This window comes from Sphingomonas sp. Ant20 (assembly GCF_000783375.1).
GTDB classification, from domain to species: Bacteria; Pseudomonadota; Alphaproteobacteria; order Sphingomonadales; family Sphingomonadaceae; genus Sphingomonas; species Sphingomonas aerolata.
In genome coordinates this window covers 41224-58409 of sequence record NZ_JRVI01000029.1, presented here as the reverse complement: position 1 = coordinate 58409, position 17186 = coordinate 41224, and the positions used below count along the sequence as shown (strand labels likewise).

Genomic DNA, 17186 nt, shown 5'->3' with positions numbered 1-17186 from the left:
CGCCCTGGATCGGCAGCGGCCGGCCCGCCGCCACCGCCGCCGACATCGCCCGCGCGCTCCAGGTCTATCGCCGCGCCTGCCTGCTGCTCTGGATCGTCACGGGGGTGCTGCTGTGGGTGCGGTGATGCTCCAGGGCACCGGCTCGGACGTCGGCAAGTCGGTGCTCGTCGCCGGCCTCTGTCGCGCGCTGGCCAATCGCGGGCTCGCCGTCCGGCCCTTCAAGCCGCAGAACATGTCGAACAACGCCGCCGTCACCGCCGATGGCGGCGAGATCGGCCGCGCCCAGGCGACCCAGGCGATCGCTGCGCGCACCGCTGCGACCACCGACATGAACCCCGTCCTGCTCAAGCCGCAGGGCGACCGCAGTTCGCAGCTCGTCGTCCACGGCAACGTCCGCGGCATCCTGCGCGCGAGCCGCTGGCGCGAGGGGCGCGCGGGGCTGATGGACGACGTGCTCGCCAGCTATCACCGGCTCCGGGCGCAGGCGGACATCGTCGTCGTCGAAGGCGCGGGCAGCCCCGCCGAGATCAATCTGCGCGCCGCCGACATCGCAAACATGGGCTTTGCGCGCGCCGCCGGCGTCCCCGTCATCCTGATCGGCGACATCGACCGGGGCGGCGTCATCGCCTCGCTCGTCGGCACGCGCGCGGTGATCGATCCCGCCGACGCCGCGATGATCCACGGCTTCCTCGTCAACAAGTTTCGCGGCGACCCCGCACTGTTCGACGACGGCTATCGCGCGATCGAGGCGCGGTCGGGCTGGCGCGGCTATGGCGTCATCCCCTGGCTGCCCGAGGCCGCCCGCCTGCCGAGCGAGGATGCGGTCATCCTCGAACGCGGGACCGGTCACGACCGGCAGGACGGCCAGGTCGTCATCGCCTGTCCGATCACCCCGCGCATCGCCAATTTCGACGATCTCGATCCGCTGCGGCTCGACCCCGGCGTCACGTTGGTCATGGTCGCGCCCGGCGAACCGATCCCCGACGCGACATGATCATCCTCGCCGGCTCCAAGGCGACGATCCCCGACCTCGCCTTTGTGCGCGCGCAGGGCTGGGACATCGACATCCACGCGCATCGCCGCCACGGCCGCCCGGTGCTCGGTCTTTGCGGCGGTTATCAGATGCTCGGCCGCAGCATCGCCGATCCGGACGGGCTGGAGGGTCCCGCCGGTATCGCCCCCGGGCTCGGCCTGCTCGACGTCACGACGATCCTGTCCCCCGCCAAGACGCTCGAGCGCGTCGCCGGCACCGCGATCGGCGCACGGTTCGACGGCTATGAGATCCATATCGGCGAAACCACCGGCCCCGACACCGCGCGCGCGCTGACGACCCGCGACGATGGCCGCCGCGACGGCGCGGTCAGTCCCGACGGGCTCGTCTCTGGCAGCTATGTCCACGGCCTGCTCGGCCTCGCGGATCAGCGTCGCGCCTGGCTCAGCCGGCTCGGTGTCGGTGCGGTCGGCCGACCATGGCGCGTCGATCGACGCCGCGCTCGATGCGATCGCCGAAACACTCGAACGCCATCTCGATATCGACGCGCTGATCGCGCTGTCGAAGCTCGCGGGCTCAGACGCGGCCGGCAATGGCTATCGCGACTAGCATCCCGGTCTCGACGAATTCGATCCCCGCGCCGTGGCAATCCCCCGATACGCCCCCGACCCGCCGGACCAGCCACCAGCCGAATAGCGCGATCAGTGCAGGGGCCCCTGCAACGGCATGCACAGGCACCCCTAAACACCCTGTTACGCACCCCCAAAAGACCAGATCGTGCACCCTGATCTTCCCTGCCACCATCCCTCCCAGCCCCGCCCTCCCCGGAGCAGCGGCACCCACCGCGCCCAGCATAACGGCCCGATCCGCGCGAGCATCGGGACGACGATCACGACCGCCCATCCCTGCGCGAAGACAGCATGCAGTAAGACAAGTTTTGCAAGGAGTTGCAGGGCGATCATCACAACGCCGAAGCTGCCGATATGCGGATCCGCCATCACCGCGATCAGCCTGTCGCGATCGCCATGCGCGGCACCCAGCCCGTCTGCCAGATCCGCCAGCCCATCCAGGTGCAAAGCCCCTGTAATCGCTACCCAAATTGTCAGCGCGGCGAGCGCACCGGTCCACGGATCGACCTGCGCGCCGACCCACCCCGCCGCCGCGACGACCACCCCCGATGCACGCCCCGACGACCGGATACCACCGGATCGCCGCAGCAAAATCCTCAGCGTCCGCAGCGACTTGCGGCATCGGCACGCGCGTCAGGAAGCCGAAGGCGACGATCAGCCGCGTCACGAAACCGGATCCGTCTGCAGCCCCACGATCTGCGCCGTCCGGTCCGGCCAGATCCGCAACGTAATCAACGCTGCATAGGGCAAATCGAACGCCCAGAGCTCGCGCAACCCGAACCCGCACAGTGATTTCAGCGCCGCCCGGATCGCCCCGCCATGTGTCACGATCAATGAGGTTTCAGATTTAAGATCTTCTATTGCATCGGCAATTCTCGCGACCAGATCGCTCCACCGTTCCCCACCCGGTGGCGGTGCACCATCCGGATCGTCCCAAAACGGCTGCAACGCCGCAGCGTCGATCTCCGCCGCAGCCAGCCCGTCCCAATCGCCGAAATCCAGCTCCCGCCACCGCGCATCGGTCGTTGGAGCCATCCCCCGCTCCCGCCCGATCGCATCCGCAATAGCCTGCGATCGCATGAGATCAGAACAGACGATCTGTTTGAAACCCAGTGACTTTACCCGCGCCACACAGGCCGCCAGCCCCCCCCGCCGTAACCGGGCTATCGGTCCGCCCCAGCATCCGCCCGGTCAGTTCAGGCGCACCATGCCGCAACAGGTGGAGCAGGACCGCCCCACTCACGCCACTGACACCCCCGCCTCGGCAAACGTCGCCATCCCGTCATGCGCCGCCAACGCCGACCGGATCACTCCCACCGCAACCGCCGCCCCGCTTCCCTCCCCCCAGCCGCATCCCAAGTCTCAGTAAAGGCTCGAGTTTCAGCGCTTGAAGCAATCGCTCATGCCCCGGCTCGGCCGAACAATGCCCGGCAATGCAATGCTCTGTAATGCTAGGATACGCCGCCGCGATCGGTGCGATCGCCGCCGACGAAATGAATCCGTCCAGCATCACCGGCACCCCCGCCAGCCGCGCCGCCACCACCGCGCCAGCGATCGCGACGATTTCACGCCCCCCCCACCCGCCGCAACGTCTCGAACGGCGTACGCGGGAAATCAGCATGCCGCGCAATCCCCGCCTCGACGACCGCGATTTTCCGCGCGATTCCCGCCACATCAACCCCCCGTCCCCCGGGCCAACCCAGTCGGCGGCGGTTCCGCCGTAACTGCGCAGACACAGTGCTGCGGCCGACGTAGAATTCCCGATCCCCATCTCACCCACGACGAGTATGTCGAGCCCAGGCACGACGACGTCGGCACCGATGTTGAGTGCGGCGAGCACGCGGCTTCGTCCATCGCCGGCCCCGTCGTGAAATCCGCCGTGGGGGTTTCCAGATCGATGTCAGCGATGACGAGTTCGAGCCCGACGGCATCCGCCAGCGCATTGATCGCCGCGCCCCCACGACGGAAATTCTCGACCATCTGTGCGGTCACGGAGACCGGGAAAGCGCTCACCCCGTGCACCGCAACGCCGTGATTTCCGGCGAAAATCGCCGCCCGCGCACGCTCGAACCGCGGCCGCTCGCGCCCCTGCCAGCCCGCCATGAAGACCGCGAGGTCTTCAAGTCGGCCGAGCGATCCGGGCGGCTTGGTCAACTGTGTTTGCCGCAGCGATGCGGCCCCTCGCGCGGCGTCGTCTGCCACGGGAAGGGCCTCCAGCGCCGCCTCGAACGCCGCGACCGTCGGGAACAGCGTCACTGCGCGACATAGCCGGCGGGGGGCGTCCGGGTGATGAAATGCCCCTTGATCCCCGCAGGCCACTGCCGAAACGGCACCTGCCCCTCCGAACTCTCCGCATGCAGCACGGCGTAATCGAGGATCGCCCGTGCCGCCTCCTCATCAGGCGTGAAGCGCCCCAGCACATAGCCGATCTTCGCGGGCCCGCGGACGTGGATGGTGCAGAAGTCCTGGCAGGCGAACAGGCACGGCATCGCCTGCACCGCAATCCCGGCATAGCGCGAATCACTCGCCTGGACCGCCTGCAATGCCGCGACGAGTCTCGCACCGCCGCGCATGCCCTCGGCATCGTCCTTCGCATCGGTGGACGCGCGGCAGGTGCTGCAGGCGACGACGGCCGCACCGTCTTCGGCGGGAACCAGTAGATTCGGCATTGAAACCCCATGACATACGCGCCCGCGGCACAGGCCGCAGGCTGGTTATGTCGTCGCGCGGGTTTACCCCCGTCCGCTCGGCGCACCCTGGCCGGACGAAAGACGACTGCGACGGGCAGGTCTCCTGGCTCACGGGTCACAGCCCTTCGCGCCGCCTTCTCGGGACCGGGATCCCAATGGCATGATGGCACGATGGCTCGCCGCTTACAGTTGCAGGGGCAGCCGGGGTTCTCCCCGTTCCCTTTTCATCCCCCGTCGCCGGGGAACCTGTCGCGGTCAGAGGGATAGGCCGGGCGAGCGGCCCGGGTCAATCGCCCTGCGCGCTGTCACGCGTCAGCGGTACCACGACCGGTACGCCCTCGATCGATCCGAACCACGCCCGAACACCATAGGTCTCACGCAGCCGCGCCGGCGTCAGCACTGCCGACGGCGCGCCGTCGGCGACGAGCCGGCCCGCGTCTAGCACGAGGATGCGATCGCAATAGCGTGCGGCGAGCCCCAGATCATGCAGGACGGCGATCACCAGGACACCCCGCGCGGCCTGCGCCCGCAGGATCTCCATGACTGCGATCTGATGCGCGGGATCGAGCGACGCGAGTGGCTCGTCGACGATCAGCGCCGGCGCCTCCACCGCGAGCGCCCTTGCCAGCAGGACGCGGGCCCGCTCGCCCCCCGAAATCTCGGTCGCGACACGCGCCGCAAGCGTGGTCACGTCCGCCGCCGCCATCGCACGGGCAATCGCGGCATGGTCGTCCCGTGAGATGCGGGACAGCGGTGCGAGATGGGGCAATCGGCCCAGCGCGACGAGACGTTCGACGCTCAGCGGCCAATGAAGATTTTGACCCTGCGGCAGATACGCGACCGTCTGCGCAATCTCGCGTCGCGAGCGCTCCGCCAGCGGAACGCGGTCGAGCAGGATCGCCCCCGTAGCGGGAACCAGCCCGAGCAGCGCCTGGACCAGCGTCGATTTGCCCGCCCCATTGGGGCCGACGATCCCGATGAGCGCGCCGCCCTCTGCCGCGAAGCTGACATCGTCGACCACGACCCGCCGTGCACGGCGGACGTTGAGGCGGTCCGCGGAGAGGGCTACCACAGCCGCCGCTCGCGCATGAGGTGGACGAGGAACACCGGCACGCCGAGAAACGCGGTGACGACCCCGAGCTTGAGTTCGTTCGACGTCGGGATCACCCGGACCAGCACGTCGGCAAAGGTGAGCAATGCGGCCCCGCCCAGTGCGGAGGGCAGCAGGATCGCCGACGGCGAACGATCTGTCATCGGCCGGACGAGATGCGGGACGATCAGGCCGATGAACCCGATCGCGCCCGATACCGCGACTGCGCCGCCGACCCCGATCGCCACCCCGACCAGCATCCGAACGCGCGTCCGACGCAGATCGACGCCGAGCGCGCGCGCGCCATCCTCGCCAAGCGTCAGCGCGTCGAGCGCATGGCTGTCCCAGGCGACCAGCACCATGCCGAGTGTGATACAGGGCAGCGCCAGCGCGACATGGCTGAACGACCGGTCTTCGAGCGACCCGAGCAACCAGGTCATGATCTCCATCGCCGCAAACGGGTTCGGGGACAGGTTGAGCGCAAGACTGACCCCCGCGACGGCCAGCGTTCCGACCGCGATCCCCGCGAGGATCAGTGACAAGGCGCTTTGCGACCCCGCCGACAGCACGAACAGCAACCCCAGCGCCGCGAACGCCCCGGCGATCGCCACAATCGGCAGCATCGCCGGGTAAAGCTCCGCCAGCCCGAAATACAGCGCGATCACCGCGCCCAGCGATGCGCCATTCGACGCACCCAGCACCGATGGCTCGGCCAACGGATTGCGCAGGAACCCCTGCAGCGCGGCACCCGAAAGCCCCAGCATCGCGCCGACCGCCAGCCCGAGGATCGCGCGCGGCAGACGAAGTTCGAACAGGATGGCGCGTTCGATCGGATCGCCCTGCCCGCTGAGCGCCCGCACGACATGCGCCAGCGGGATCGCCGCGCTACCCACCGCGACCGACGCGGCGCCGGCCAACAGCGCAAGCAGCGCGAGGCCACCGACCAATCGCGCACGCGTCACGCGTTCCATAGTGCCAGATCCCACCGCATCGATTTCCGCCTAGCGCATAAGCGGCCGCTGCGGCAGGGCTTTGCGCATGCGCGGCCGCCGTCTCCTGACCATCCTGATGATCGCCGCCGCCGGTGCACCTGCTCCGGCGGCAGCGCCTCGACCGCCGGCGCGTATCGTTTCGCTTAACCTATGCGCTGACCAGTATCTTCTGGCGCTGGCCGACCCCGCGCAGATCGTCGCGCTCACCCGGTTCGCGCGCGATCCGAACATGTCCGCAGCCGCCAACGCCGCGCGTACCATGCCAGTCAGCCGTGGCAGCGCCGAAGACGTGCTGATGCTCCGCCCCGATCTCGTGATCGCCTCGCCGTTCCGACGCCAGACGGTCACGGCCGTGCTGGCCGGACGGCACGTCGATACGCTCGATCTGCCCCCCGCGGACAGCTATGCCGCGATCGTGAGGCAAGTCCGTCAGGTTGCTGCCGCCATCGGGCACCCCGATCGCGGCGAAACGCTGATCCGCCGGATGGACACCGCGCTCGCACGATTGCCGCGCGCGCCGGGAGGTGGTCATACGGCGGCCTATTATCAGCGTCGGGGTTTCCTGACCGGCACCGGCACGCTCGTCGACGAATTGATGCAGCGTCTCGGGCTGGCCAATCTCGCGACCCGGCTCGGCAAACCGGCACTATCGCAACTGTCGCTCGAACAGATGGCGCTCGCACGCCCGGACTATCTCATAGTCGAAAGCGCCACCGACCACGTGACCGATCAGGGCACCGAAATGCTGCATCATCCGATTCTCGACGGGATTCCCCGTCTGCGCATCCCCGAGGCGTGGACCGTCTGCGGAGGTCCCGCCTATGTGCTGGCCGCGCAAAGCCTCGCGGCGCAGTTGCGCACGCCCCGTCCGGCTGGTCCTCGCCGCGACCGTTAGAACTCAACGCCGGCCTGGGCCTTGACCCCGCCCCGGAACGGATGCTTGACCTGCCCCATCTCGGTGACGAGATCCGCCGCGGCAATCAACGCCTCGGGCGCGTTGCGTCCCGTCGCCACGACATGCGTCATCGCCGGTCGCGCCGCGAACCCCGCAAGCACCTCGTCGAGTGGCAGATAGTCATAGCGCAGGACGATGTTGATCTCGTCGGCGATGACCATCGCATAGCTCGGGTCGAGGATCATTCGGCGGACCTCGTCCCACCCTTCGCGCGCCACGGCGATATCGCGGGCCCGATCCTGCGTATCCCAGGTAAAGCCCTCGCCCATCGGCTTGAACTCGACCAGATCGGGAAAGGCGTCAAAGATGACCTTCTCACCGGTCGTCATCGCACCCTTGACGAACTGTACGATCCCAACCTTTCGCCCGTGCCCCATCATCCGCACCGCCATGCCGAGCGCCGCGGTGGTCTTACCCTTGCCCGGCCCGGTGTGGACCATGAGCAGGCCCTTTTCGATCGTCTTGGCCGCGACGATCTTGTCCTGGACGACCTTCTTCTTGGCCATCCGCGCCGTGTGCTCCGCCTCGTTCCGCATCAGAATGCTGCCTTCACGCCGGCATAGGCGCCACGCCCCTGGCCAACATAGCTGAACACCTCCTCGTACCGCTCGTCGAACAGGTTTTCGACCCGACCGAAGACCGATAGCCGGGGGCGTCAGCTTGTACGCCGCGTTCAGGTTGACGAGGACATATTCCTGGAGCGAAACGCGGACAGGGACATAGCTCGGATCGGTATAGGCATCGTCCTGCTGCCGGCCATTATACCGGACGGTGAGGGTCGCCGAGGCGCTCTCGTCGCGGCTGAACGCAGTCATGTTGACGCTGCCGATATGGTTGGGGCGCCGGATCTCCACGCCCCCGTCCTCGCGCGCCTTCAGATAGGTATAGGCGAGGTCGAAGCGCAGCTGCGGAATCGGCTGGGCGGTGGCAAACACCTCGACGCCATGCTGCGTCGATCGCGTATTGCGGTTGCCGGGCGTCGCGACGAAGTCGGGGGCAGGATAGGTGGTAAAGATCTCGTTCGTCAGCCGACTGTCGAAATAGGTCGCGCCGATCGTCGCACGATCCCCCCCGAAAGCCTGTTCGACCCCGGCTTCCCACCCCTTTGACTTTTCCGGCTTGAGGTTGGGGTTGCCGATGTAACGACCGTCGGAATAGCCGAAGAGATCGAAATAGCCGGGGTTCTTCACGCCCGTCCCGTAGGCGCCGCGCACCCGCGTCCCGGTCGCGAACCGGTAGCTCGCCTGCGCGCGATAAGTGGTGGTGTCATCGAACCGGTTATTCTCGTCGCGCCGCACCGATCCGCCGATCGCGAGCGCATCGTCGACGACAACGTCATACTGGCCAACGAACCCGACATTGTCGGTATGCCGCCGTCCCGTAAAGACGAACTCCGAAGGAGCCGCGCTAAGCGTCTGGAACTCCTCGCGCTCGACATCGACCGCGGCGGTCAGCCGATGCCGGATGCTATCAGTGCCGAACCGGAAGGCGCTTTCGAACGATCCCTTGTACCGTCGTCCCTTGTTGCCAAAGCTCAAGGCATCGTCGGCCAGCGCCCGGCGTGTCGTATCGGCAAACTGGCCGCTGAGCGCATTCGTCCAGCGGCCATCCGCCAGCGCCAACTCCGCGCGGATGAGCCCGTAATGCGCCTCGACCGTGCTGCGCGCGCCTGGCGTATCGACGATCGTGCCGAACTGCGGGCCGCTCAATGCCGTGTCGTTGCTGTCGGCATCGGTATAGCTGTAGCGCCCGACGCCCGTGACCTTCAGCGTGTCGGTGGGCGACCAGCTGAGCTTGCCCGTCGCGCCGACGCTCTTCGCGCCAATGTCGCGCGATCCGCCCCGTGCGGTCGGCGTGCCGTCGGTGAGATAGGTCGAACTCGACAGCGCGTAGTCGAGATTGCCCGCTACGCCTGCGACCCGCGCGCCGCCCGAAAACGTGCCGAACGATCCCCCCTCGGCCCGCAGCGATACGCCCGGGGCTTCCGCGCCGCTGAGCGTGAGATACTGAATGACGCCGCCGATCGCGTCGGACCCGTACAGCGCCGATTGCTGGCCGCGCAGCACCTCGACCCGTGCCGCCTCGTCGGCAATCAGCGTGCCGAAATCATATTCGCCCTGATAGGGATCGGATACTTCGATCCCGTCGATCAACACCAGCACGTGATTGCCCTCCGATCCGCGGATCCGGACCTGCGTCGTCCCCCCCGACCGCGCCGGTCCGGCTGACCGCCAGCGCGGGGACGTCGCGCAGCACGTCGGACACGATCCGGGTCTGCCGCTGGTCGAGCGTGGCGGCGTCGAGCACTGTCACCGACGCCCCGAGCTGATCGGCGGGAACCGCGTCCCCCGATCGCGATGCGGTAACCACCAGCTCGGCGTCGCCCCCTGCCGCCTCGCCCGTCGCCGCGGCAATCGGATCGGGCTCGGCCGCGGCCGGCGATGCAAAGGCCGTGGCGGTCGCGAGAACCGCAAGCGAAACGAAAATTCTAGTCATGAAACGATACCCCCGGCGTCACGAGCGACCGGCCGGGGCCTGCCGTCCGATGCTACGGACAGCCGGCGCAACACTTGGGGTGCACGCCGAACCGCACCCGCCACGCGCGCCGATGCGGCCCCCGCCGCATGGTTCGTCGCTCAGACGGAGTACCGTGCCGCGGCCATCCCCTGGACCATGGCAAGAGCGACCGAGCGCCGGCAGGTCTCCTGGCTCGCGGGTCGACGCCCGGTACGCGACCTTCCCGGGCCCTGCGCTTACGCTCAGGCCTAGTGGTCGTCCCCTCATAACGAAGGAACATGCGCACCGCGCTCACCGCTTACAGTTGCAGGGACAGCCGCGGCATGAGGAGGCTCGCCTCCCGCACCGCATTCCCTTTGAAGCCCCGAGGGGCACCGACGCGATCTGCGACCCCGGCCTTCACCGGTTTCGCGGGGCGACGGTAGCGCAGAAAATTCCTGCCGCCAATGGGCCTAGAGTCTCGCGAGGATCGCCCGCGCCTGGCGCAGGTGCGGCGCATCGATCATCCGTCCATCAAGCTGCAGCGCGCCGGCCTCGGGAGCCGCCGCAAACGCTGCGACGACGGCATGCGCACGTGCCACGCTCGCCGCATCCGGCGTGAACGCGGCGTTGATCGTGGCGACCTGCGACGGGTGGATCGCCATCATGCCGGTGAAGCCGTCGCGGCTGCCGCGCGCGGCATAGGCTGCCAGCCCGTCAATGTCCGCGATTGCTGGATAGACCGTTTCGATCGCCGCTACGTCCGCCGCATGCGCGCCGAACAGCAGCAGCGATCGTACGAGCTTATAGGGCTCGGTATAGGACCCGTCGTCCTCCCGACTGGTCGCCGCGCCGATCGCCGCGGGCAGGTCTTCGGCGCCCCAGGTCAGGCCGCATAACCGGCCGTTGACCCGCGCATATTCGCCCAGTGTGAAGATCGCGGCGGGCACTTCGGTCGCGATCGGCAGGATCGGCGGACAGTCATCGCCATAAGCCTCGACCAGCGCGAGGACGGTCGCGGGTCCGGTCGCCTTGGGCAGCATGATCGCATCGGCGCCCCTCGCCGCAGCGATATCGTCGTCCAGCCACCCCGAGTCGACGGGATTGATCCGGACCATCCGCACGACGTCGGTGTGGTCCTGCAACGCGGCCCGGACCGCCTCGCGGGCAACAGCCTTGCGGGAGAGCGAGACCGAATCCTCCAGATCGAGGATGATGCATCGGCCCCGCTCGCTGCGGCCTTCGCAAAACGCTCGGGCCGGTCTGCGGGCACGAATAGCAGCGAGCGCAACCTCATGCCGACGTCCGCAGCAGCAGCGCCGAGCGAAGGCACTGACAGACGATCTCGTCACGCTGGTTGATCAATTGGTGCATGAATGTGACGATCCCGGCGTTCGGGCGCGACCGGCTGGGCTTGAGCTCGGCGACCTCGGTCTCGGCGCGCATCGTGTCGCCGATAAAGACGGGTTTTGGATGCACGAGCTTGTCGTAACCGAGATTGGCGACGAGCGTCCCGAGCGTCGTGTCCCCCACCGACAGGCCGACCATCAGCGCGAAGGTGAAGGTGCCGTTGACGAGGATCTGGCCGAATTCGCTCGCCTTCGCCGCCTCCGCGTCGAGGTGCAGCGGCTGCGGATTGTGCGTCATCGTCGAAAACAGGAGGTTGTCCGTCTCCGTGACGGTGCGGCGGATCTCATGGACGATCCGGTCGCCGACTACCCATCGGTCGAAATAGCGGCCGGCCATCAGTCATCCTTCTCGATACGCGCGAGCACCATGCCATCGCTCACCTGCCCGCCTTCGATCGCGGTCAGTTCGGCAACCGTCCCGTCGAACGGCGCGACGAGCGAATGCTCCATCTTCATCGCCTCCAGCGTCACGAGCTTCTGCCCCTTTGCGACACGGTCCCCGACAGCCACGTCGACCGCGATGATCCGTCCCGGCATCGGTGATAAGATCGCGCCATCCGCTGCCGCCCCCATCGCCGCGCCAGACGCACGCCAGGGCCGCAACTGCCAGGTCTGCCCGGCATCGGAAACGAGGGCGGCATCGACCGGTTCATGGACGCCGCGACCGTCGAGATCGATCGTCACCGCGTCGTCGTCGAGCAGGAACCGCGCGGCCTTCAAAGGGGCCGCGTTGAGACGGAAGCCCGCCATCGGCTCGGCGCGTACGAGCGTGCGCGCGGCCTCGATCAGCGCTTCCTCGCTGGGCTGCGCCGGGGGCATCAGCGCCGCACCTTCGCGGGCGATCAGCCCGGTATCGAGCGTTCCCGCGACAAATTCCGAATGGTCGAGCGCCTGGACGAGAAACCCCGCATTCGACCGGACCGGCCAGACGACCGCCTTGTCCAGCGCCTCCGCCAACGTCTCGCGCGCGGCTTCACGCGTGTCGCCCCAGGCAATCACCTTGGCAATCATCGGGTCATAATAGGGCGAGATGTCCGCCCCCTGTTCGACGCCCGTATCGACCCGCGCCGCATCACCCAGATCGAACGCCTCGAGCCGCCCGATCGACGGCAGGAAACCCTTGGCGGGATCCTCCGCATAGAGCCGCGCCTCGATCGCCCATCCGCGGATCGCAAGATCATGCTGCTGCAGCGGCAACGCCTCGCCGCTGGCAATCCGCAGCTGCCATTCGACCAGATCCTGTCCGGTGATTTCCTCGGTGACGGGATGCTCGACCTGCAACCGGGTGTTCATTTCCATGAACCAGATCCGATCGGCGCGCAGGCCTTCGCTCGCATCGGCGATGAACTCGATCGTACCCGCGCCAATATAGTTCACGGCCTGTGCCGCGCGCACCGCCGCCGCGCAGATCGCCGCGCGCGTCGCATCATCCATGCCGGGCGCCGGGGCCTCCTCGATCACCTTCTGATGCCGGCGCTGCAACGAACAGTCGCGTTCGAACAGATGGACAACGTTACCCTGACGGTCGCCGAACACCTGCACCTCGATATGCCGCGGCGAGAGGATATATTTCTCGATCAGCACGTCGGTATTGCCGAAGGATGCGGAAGCTTCGCGCTGGCACGACGCGAGCGCGTCGGCAAAGTCGGCGGACGCGTCGACGCGGCGCATACCCTTGCCGCCGCCGCCGGCGACGGCCTTGATCAGGACCGGGTAGCCGATGGCATCCGCCTCACGCTGGAGCCTATCAGGCGACTGGTCTTCCCCCAGATAGCCTGGCGTCACCGGGACCCCGGCCGCCATCATTCGCTGCTTCGCGGCATCCTTCAGCCCCATCGCGCGGATGCTGTCGGGATCGGGGCCAACCCACAGGATCCCTGCATCAAGCACGGCCTGCGCGAAGTCCGCATTCTCGGACAGGAACCCGTACCCCGGATGAATAGCCTCAGCGCCGGTGGCGAGCGCGGCGGCGATGATCTGCTCTCCGACCAGATAGCTCTCGCGCGCCGGGCTCGCACCGATATGCACCGCCTCGTCCGCGTGCCTGACATGCAGCGCGCCCGCATCGGCATCGGAATAGACCGCGATCGTGCGGATTCCCAACGCCCGAGCTGTGCGGATGATGCGGCAGGCGATCTCGCCACGATTGGCGATGAGCAGTGATTCGATCATTGCGCGGGGCATCCGGTGGTCCGCTTAGACCAAGTGATGTTGAGGATCTTCCACCGGCCCGCGTCGCGCACCATGTCGAAATGGTCGGTCCCGCAATGCGCGACCCGGCCGTCGATGGTGAAGACATAGGGCGACCATACCATCGCGATATCGCCATCGATATCCACGGCGGGATCCGTCAGGCGTTCCGCATATCGCTCCGGTCCGGGCTTCAGACGGGCGGCGAAGTCGGACCAGCCGGTCCGGCGGATGATGCGCGTGCCGTCGGCCATTTCTTCCACTGCCGTAGCACCCCCCTCGGGGCGTACCTGTGCGAGCAGTGCCTGGCCATCGCGGGTGGCCAACGCAGCGAACATCGCGTCGATCGGCACCATGACGCCAGCCTCCTCGGTCACCACGACTGGCGGCAAGCCGGTGCCCTTGACGATCGGCTGGACCGGTGTGACCTGACCCGCGGCCAGCAGAAACGATAGCAGGATCATCGGCTTACATCCTGAACACACCGAACGCGGGGCGTTCGGCGATAGGAGCGTTGAGCGTCGCGGCGAGCGCGAGGCCGAGAACGTCGCGGGTCTGCGCAGGATCGATGATCCCGTCGTCCCACAGCCGCGCGGTCGCGTACCAGGGATTCCCCTCGTCCTCATATTTCTGACGAACCGGCGCCTTGAACGCTTCCGCCTCCTCCGCCGTCCAGTCGTCCGCGTCGCGGTGAACGGTGGCGAGGACCGAGGCCGCCTGCTCGCCGCCCATCACGCTGATCCGGCTGTTCGGCCAGCTGAACAGGAAACGTGGCGAATAGGCGCGTCCGCACATGCCGTAATTGCCGGCGCCGAAACTGCCGCCGATCAGCACCGTGATCTTCGGCACGGTCGCGGTCGCGACTGCCGTCACGAGCTTTGCACCATGTTTGGCAATGCCTTCCGCCTCATACTTCCCGCCGACCATGAAACCCGAGATGTTCTGGAGGAACAACAGCGGTACCTTGCGCTGGCAGGCGAGCTCGATGAAATGCGCGCCCTTCTGTGCGCTTTCGCTGAACAGGACGCCGTTGTTGGCGAGGATCGCGACGGGGAGCCCGTGGATATGTGCGAACCCGCACACCAGCGAGGTACCATAAAGCGCCTTGAACGCATGGAATTCGCTACCATCGACCAGCCGTGCGATCACCTCGTGCACGTCATAGGGTGCGCGCACATCGGACGGCACGACACCGTAAAGCCCCTCAGCGTCGTATTTCGGCGGGCGTGCCGGTTGCCGGTTCACCGTGACAGGGACCTGTGGCGGCAAAGTCGAGACGATGTCGCGAACGATCGTCAGCGCGTGGTCGTCCGATTCCGCGACATGATCGACGACGCCCGACCGTCGTCCATGCGTGTCCGCGCCGCCGAGGTCCTCCGCGGAAATCACCTCGCCCGTCGCCGCCCTGACCAGCGGCGGCCCGGCAAGGAAGATCGTGCCCTGCCCGCGGACGATGATCGTCTCGTCGGACATTGCCGGGACATAGGCGCCGCCCGCGGTGCAGCTTCCCATCACGCAGGCAATCTGCGGAATCCCCAGCGCCGACATCTGCGCCTGGTTGTAGAAGATACGCCCGAAATGCTCGCGATCGGGAAACACTTCCGCCTGATGGGGCAAATTCGCCCCGCCACTATCAACGAGATAGATGCACGGCAGACGATTTTCCTGTGCGATTTCCTGCGCTCGCAGGTGTTTCTTGACGGTCAGCGGGAAATAGGTCCCCCCCTTCACCGTCGCATCGTTGCACAGGATCATGCATTGCCGCCCGGCAACGCGGCCGATCCCCGCGATCACTCCCGCGCCGGGGACCGCGTCGTCATACAGGCCATTGGCGACGAGCTGACCAATCTCGAGGAACGGCGAACCCGGATCGAGCAAGCGCTCGACCCGGTCGCGCGGAAGCAGTTTGCCACGCGCAACGTGCCGGTCGCGCGAACGGGCGTCCCCGCCGAGCGCGACGCGCGCAACGTCGTCGCGCAGGCGCTGGGCGAGCGCGCGGTTGTGCGCCGCATTCGCCTGGAACGTTTCGGCGTCGACCGACAGCTTCGTATCGAGGACGGGCCCGCTCACCGTTCACCCCGCAGCGACCTGATCCGCACGCTCATTGCATCACCTTGGGTGCGGCACCGATCAGTTCGCGTCCGATCAGCATCCGGCGAATCTCGTTCGTTCCCGCGCCGATGTCGAGCAGCTTGGCGTCGCGCATGAAACGCTCGACCGGCCAGTCCTTGGTATAGCCAGCGCCACCCAGAGCCTGGATCGATTCCAGCGAGACCTTCACCGCGCTCTCGCTCGCCAGCAGGATCGCGCCCGCCGCGTCGAACCGCGTCGTCTTGCCCGCATCGCACGACGCGCGACGGCATAGACATAGGCGCGCGCGGAACTCAACGCGACATACATGTCGGCGATCTTGGCCTGGATCAGCTGGAACTGCCCGATCGCGGTCCCGAACTGCCTGCGTTCACGGACATAGGGGATGACCACGTCGAGACAGGCCTGCATGATGCCGAGCTGAATGCCCGCAAGCACCGCGCGTTCATAGTCGAGGCCCGACATCAGCACACCGACGCCGCCATTCTCCGGTCCCATCACCGCGTCGAACGGCACGTGGCAATCGGTGAAGACGAGCTCGGCGGTCGGGGAGCCCCGCATGCCCATCTTGTCGATTTTCTGCCCGATCGCGAAACCCGGCATGTCCTTCTCGATCAGGAAGGCGGTGATCCCTTTCGATCCCTCCCCCGTCTTCGCATAGACGACGAGCGTATCGGCATAGGCCGCGTTTGTGATCCAGAATTTGGTGCCGTTCAGGACATAGCCGCGCTCAGTCTTCACCGCCTTCAGCTTCATCGACACGACGTCGGATCCCGCCCCGGCTTCGGACATCGCGAGGCTTCCGACATGCTCGCCCGACACCAGCTTGGGCAGATATTTCGCCTTTTGCTCGGCATTGCCCCAGCGGCGGATCTGATTGACGCACAAGTTGGAATGCGCGCCATAGCTCAAGCCGATCGACGCCGATGCGCGCGATACTTCCTCGACCGCAACGACATGCTCGAGATAGCCGAGCCCGAGCCCGCCATACTCTTCCTCGACGGTGATGCCGTGAAGCCCCAGCTCGCCCATTGCCGGCCAGAGCTCGCGGGGAAACCAGTCGTCCGCATCGATCTTCGCAGCCAGCGGAGCGATCTTCTCCTTCGCAAAACGCTGCGTCGTGTCGCGGATCATGTCCGCGGCTTCGCCCAGCGCGAAGTCGAAATCTGGCGTCACGAAACTCTCCTTACCGTATTGTTCCCGTGGCTTGCCGGGCTGTTCTCTTTACCGTTCTCGCCCGATGCTCAGCGAGGGTCAGGGACCGCAGCCGTCGCGCCGAGCGTCGTGATCACGCCGTCTACGACCGTGATCGGCCAGACCGCAAGCGCTTGACCCACGCAGGGGCCGCCGACGCAGCGGCCATCGTCGATTCTGAACAGTGCGGAATGCCACCCACAGACGATCAAGTCGCCATTCGGGCTCAGATAGTCGTCGAGGGCGCGCGCCAGTGGCAGTCCGGCGTGCGGGCAGCGGTCGACATAGCCGACGACCCCGTCACCGCGCCGAACCGCAAAACCGTGGAACCGCCCCGCGCGCATCTGCACGACATAGCCTCTCGACTGGCCGGGTGCGATCGCCTCGATCGACCCGAGCGCGATACCGGCCGGCGTGGCGAACAGCCGCACCGGCGACGGCGCATCGCTCACGGCACTG

Annotated in this window: 13 protein-coding genes, 6 pseudogenes and 2 riboswitches; of the genes and pseudogenes, 2 read left to right on the top strand and 17 right to left on the bottom strand. The window is 67.2% G+C overall.

Features of this window, described 5'->3' with window-relative positions; all coding sequences use genetic code 11:
* Positions 1 to 112 precede the first annotated feature (112 nt).
* Positions 113 to 1600, top strand: a pseudogene (locus NI18_RS06135) (cobyric acid synthase).
* Here NI18_RS06135 and NI18_RS27845 read toward each other — a convergent pair.
* The 7 genes and pseudogenes from NI18_RS27845 to NI18_RS06105 form a co-directional block, all read right to left on the bottom strand.
* Positions 1568 to 1795 (bottom strand): adenosylcobinamide-GDP ribazoletransferase, encoded by a 228-nt coding sequence (locus NI18_RS27845; RefSeq protein WP_347574808.1) that lies wholly within the window; start codon positions 1793 to 1795, stop codon positions 1568 to 1570. The pseudogene NI18_RS06135 and the gene NI18_RS27845 sit on opposite strands and share 33 nt — an antisense overlap.
* Positions 1744 to 2163 (bottom strand): adenosylcobinamide-GDP ribazoletransferase, encoded by a 420-nt coding sequence (locus tag NI18_RS27840; protein WP_347574807.1) that lies wholly within the window; start codon positions 2161 to 2163, stop codon positions 1744 to 1746. Before NI18_RS27840 ends, NI18_RS27845 begins: the two co-directional genes overlap by 52 nt.
* 120 nt (positions 2164 to 2283) lie before the next feature.
* Positions 2284 to 2803 (bottom strand): annotated as a pseudogene (locus NI18_RS06125) (histidine phosphatase family protein).
* A 56-nt stretch (positions 2804 to 2859) separates the two neighbouring features.
* Positions 2860 to 3876: pseudogene (cobT, locus tag NI18_RS06120) on the bottom strand (nicotinate-nucleotide--dimethylbenzimidazole phosphoribosyltransferase).
* On the bottom strand, positions 3873 to 4289 hold the full coding sequence (locus tag NI18_RS06115) for a DUF1636 domain-containing protein (protein ID WP_037528773.1): 417 nt from the start codon (positions 4287 to 4289) through the stop codon (positions 3873 to 3875). The pseudogene cobT and the gene NI18_RS06115 overlap by 4 nt, the downstream one beginning before the upstream one ends.
* A 96-nt stretch (positions 4290 to 4385) precedes the next feature.
* A riboswitch (cobalamin riboswitch) is annotated at positions 4386 to 4575 on the bottom strand.
* A gap of 21 nt (positions 4576 to 4596) precedes the next feature.
* Entirely contained in the window at positions 4597 to 5382 is a 786-nt protein-coding gene (locus NI18_RS06110; RefSeq protein ID WP_037528771.1) for an ABC transporter ATP-binding protein, read from the bottom strand.
* A complete protein-coding gene (locus NI18_RS06105; protein ID WP_037528769.1) occupies positions 5376 to 6371 on the bottom strand; it encodes an iron ABC transporter permease in 996 nt (331 codons plus the stop codon). Before NI18_RS06105 ends, NI18_RS06110 begins: the two co-directional genes overlap by 7 nt.
* A 97-nt stretch (positions 6372 to 6468) precedes the next feature.
* Here NI18_RS06105 and NI18_RS06100 point away from each other — a divergent pair, with 97 nt between their 5' ends.
* Positions 6469 to 7287: an ABC transporter substrate-binding protein gene (locus NI18_RS06100; RefSeq protein ID WP_128082098.1), complete on the top strand. Its 819-nt coding sequence runs from the start codon at positions 6469 to 6471 to the stop codon at positions 7285 to 7287.
* Here the strand turns inward: NI18_RS06100 and cobO are convergent.
* The 10 genes and pseudogenes from cobO to NI18_RS06055 all read right to left on the bottom strand — a co-directional run bounded on the left by cobO (position 7284) and on the right by NI18_RS06055 (position 17179).
* Positions 7284 to 7889 (bottom strand): cob(I)yrinic acid a,c-diamide adenosyltransferase, encoded by a 606-nt coding sequence (cobO, locus tag NI18_RS06095; RefSeq protein WP_037528767.1) that lies wholly within the window; start codon positions 7887 to 7889, stop codon positions 7284 to 7286. The genes NI18_RS06100 and cobO overlap by 4 nt on opposite strands.
* A 171-nt stretch (positions 7890 to 8060) precedes the next feature.
* Positions 8061 to 9503: pseudogene (locus tag NI18_RS06090) on the bottom strand (TonB-dependent receptor); the annotation flags it as partial.
* Positions 9454 to 9843, bottom strand: coding sequence for a hypothetical protein (locus tag NI18_RS26585; RefSeq protein ID WP_306286260.1), 390 nt, complete (start codon positions 9841 to 9843; stop codon positions 9454 to 9456). The pseudogene NI18_RS06090 and the gene NI18_RS26585, both read right to left, overlap by 50 nt.
* A gap of 181 nt (positions 9844 to 10024) precedes the next feature.
* Positions 10025 to 10258: riboswitch (cobalamin riboswitch) on the bottom strand.
* A 58-nt stretch (positions 10259 to 10316) separates the two neighbouring features.
* Positions 10317 to 11140, bottom strand: a pseudogene (locus tag NI18_RS06085) (CoA ester lyase).
* Entirely contained in the window at positions 11137 to 11589 is a 453-nt protein-coding gene (locus NI18_RS06080) for a MaoC family dehydratase (protein WP_031439062.1), read from the bottom strand. The pseudogene NI18_RS06085 and the gene NI18_RS06080 overlap by 4 nt, the downstream one beginning before the upstream one ends.
* Positions 11589 to 13424 carry a biotin carboxylase N-terminal domain-containing protein gene (locus NI18_RS06075; protein WP_031439063.1) on the bottom strand — a complete coding sequence of 612 codons (1836 nt, stop codon included), beginning with the start codon at positions 13422 to 13424 and terminating at the stop codon, positions 11589 to 11591. Before NI18_RS06075 ends, NI18_RS06080 begins: the two co-directional genes overlap by 1 nt.
* Positions 13421 to 13906 carry a nuclear transport factor 2 family protein gene (locus NI18_RS06070; RefSeq protein ID WP_031439064.1) on the bottom strand — a complete coding sequence of 162 codons (486 nt, stop codon included), beginning with the start codon at positions 13904 to 13906 and terminating at the stop codon, positions 13421 to 13423. The genes NI18_RS06075 and NI18_RS06070 overlap by 4 nt, the downstream gene beginning before the upstream one ends.
* 4 nt (positions 13907 to 13910) lie before the next feature.
* Positions 13911 to 15512 carry a carboxyl transferase domain-containing protein gene (locus NI18_RS06065; RefSeq protein ID WP_031439065.1) on the bottom strand — a complete coding sequence of 534 codons (1602 nt, stop codon included), beginning with the start codon at positions 15510 to 15512 and terminating at the stop codon, positions 13911 to 13913.
* Positions 15513 to 15543: 31 nt separating this feature from the next.
* Positions 15544 to 16667: pseudogene (locus NI18_RS06060) on the bottom strand (acyl-CoA dehydrogenase family protein).
* A 110-nt stretch (positions 16668 to 16777) separates the two neighbouring features.
* Positions 16778 to 17179: a Rieske (2Fe-2S) protein gene (locus NI18_RS06055; RefSeq protein ID WP_031439067.1), complete on the bottom strand. Its 402-nt coding sequence runs from the start codon at positions 17177 to 17179 to the stop codon at positions 16778 to 16780.
* Positions 17180 to 17186: the final 7 nt, after the last annotated feature.

What these genes read in the sequence shown, in the direction of transcription:
- NI18_RS06115 (WP_037528773.1), bottom strand. Translation starts at nt 4,289, where the DNA reads ATGCCGAATCTACTGGTTCCCGCCGAAGACGGTGCGGCCGTCGTCGCC.
- NI18_RS06105 (WP_037528769.1), bottom strand. Translation starts at nt 6,371, where the DNA reads ATGGAACGCGTGACGCGTGCGCGATTGGTCGGTGGCCTCGCGCTGCTT.
- NI18_RS06075 (WP_031439063.1), bottom strand. Translation starts at nt 13,424, where the DNA reads ATGATCGAATCACTGCTCATCGCCAATCGTGGCGAGATCGCCTGCCGC.
- NI18_RS27845 (WP_347574808.1), bottom strand. Translation starts at nt 1,795, where the DNA reads ATGGTGGCAGGGAAGATCAGGGTGCACGATCTGGTCTTTTGGGGGTGC.
- NI18_RS06080 (WP_031439062.1), bottom strand. Translation starts at nt 11,589, where the DNA reads ATGGCCGGCCGCTATTTCGACCGATGGGTAGTCGGCGACCGGATCGTC.
- NI18_RS06070 (WP_031439064.1), bottom strand. Translation starts at nt 13,906, where the DNA reads ATGATCCTGCTATCGTTTCTGCTGGCCGCGGGTCAGGTCACACCGGTC.
- NI18_RS06100 (WP_128082098.1), top strand. Translation starts at nt 6,469, where the DNA reads ATGATCGCCGCCGCCGGTGCACCTGCTCCGGCGGCAGCGCCTCGACCG.
- NI18_RS26585 (WP_306286260.1), bottom strand. Translation starts at nt 9,843, where the DNA reads ATGACTAGAATTTTCGTTTCGCTTGCGGTTCTCGCGACCGCCACGGCC.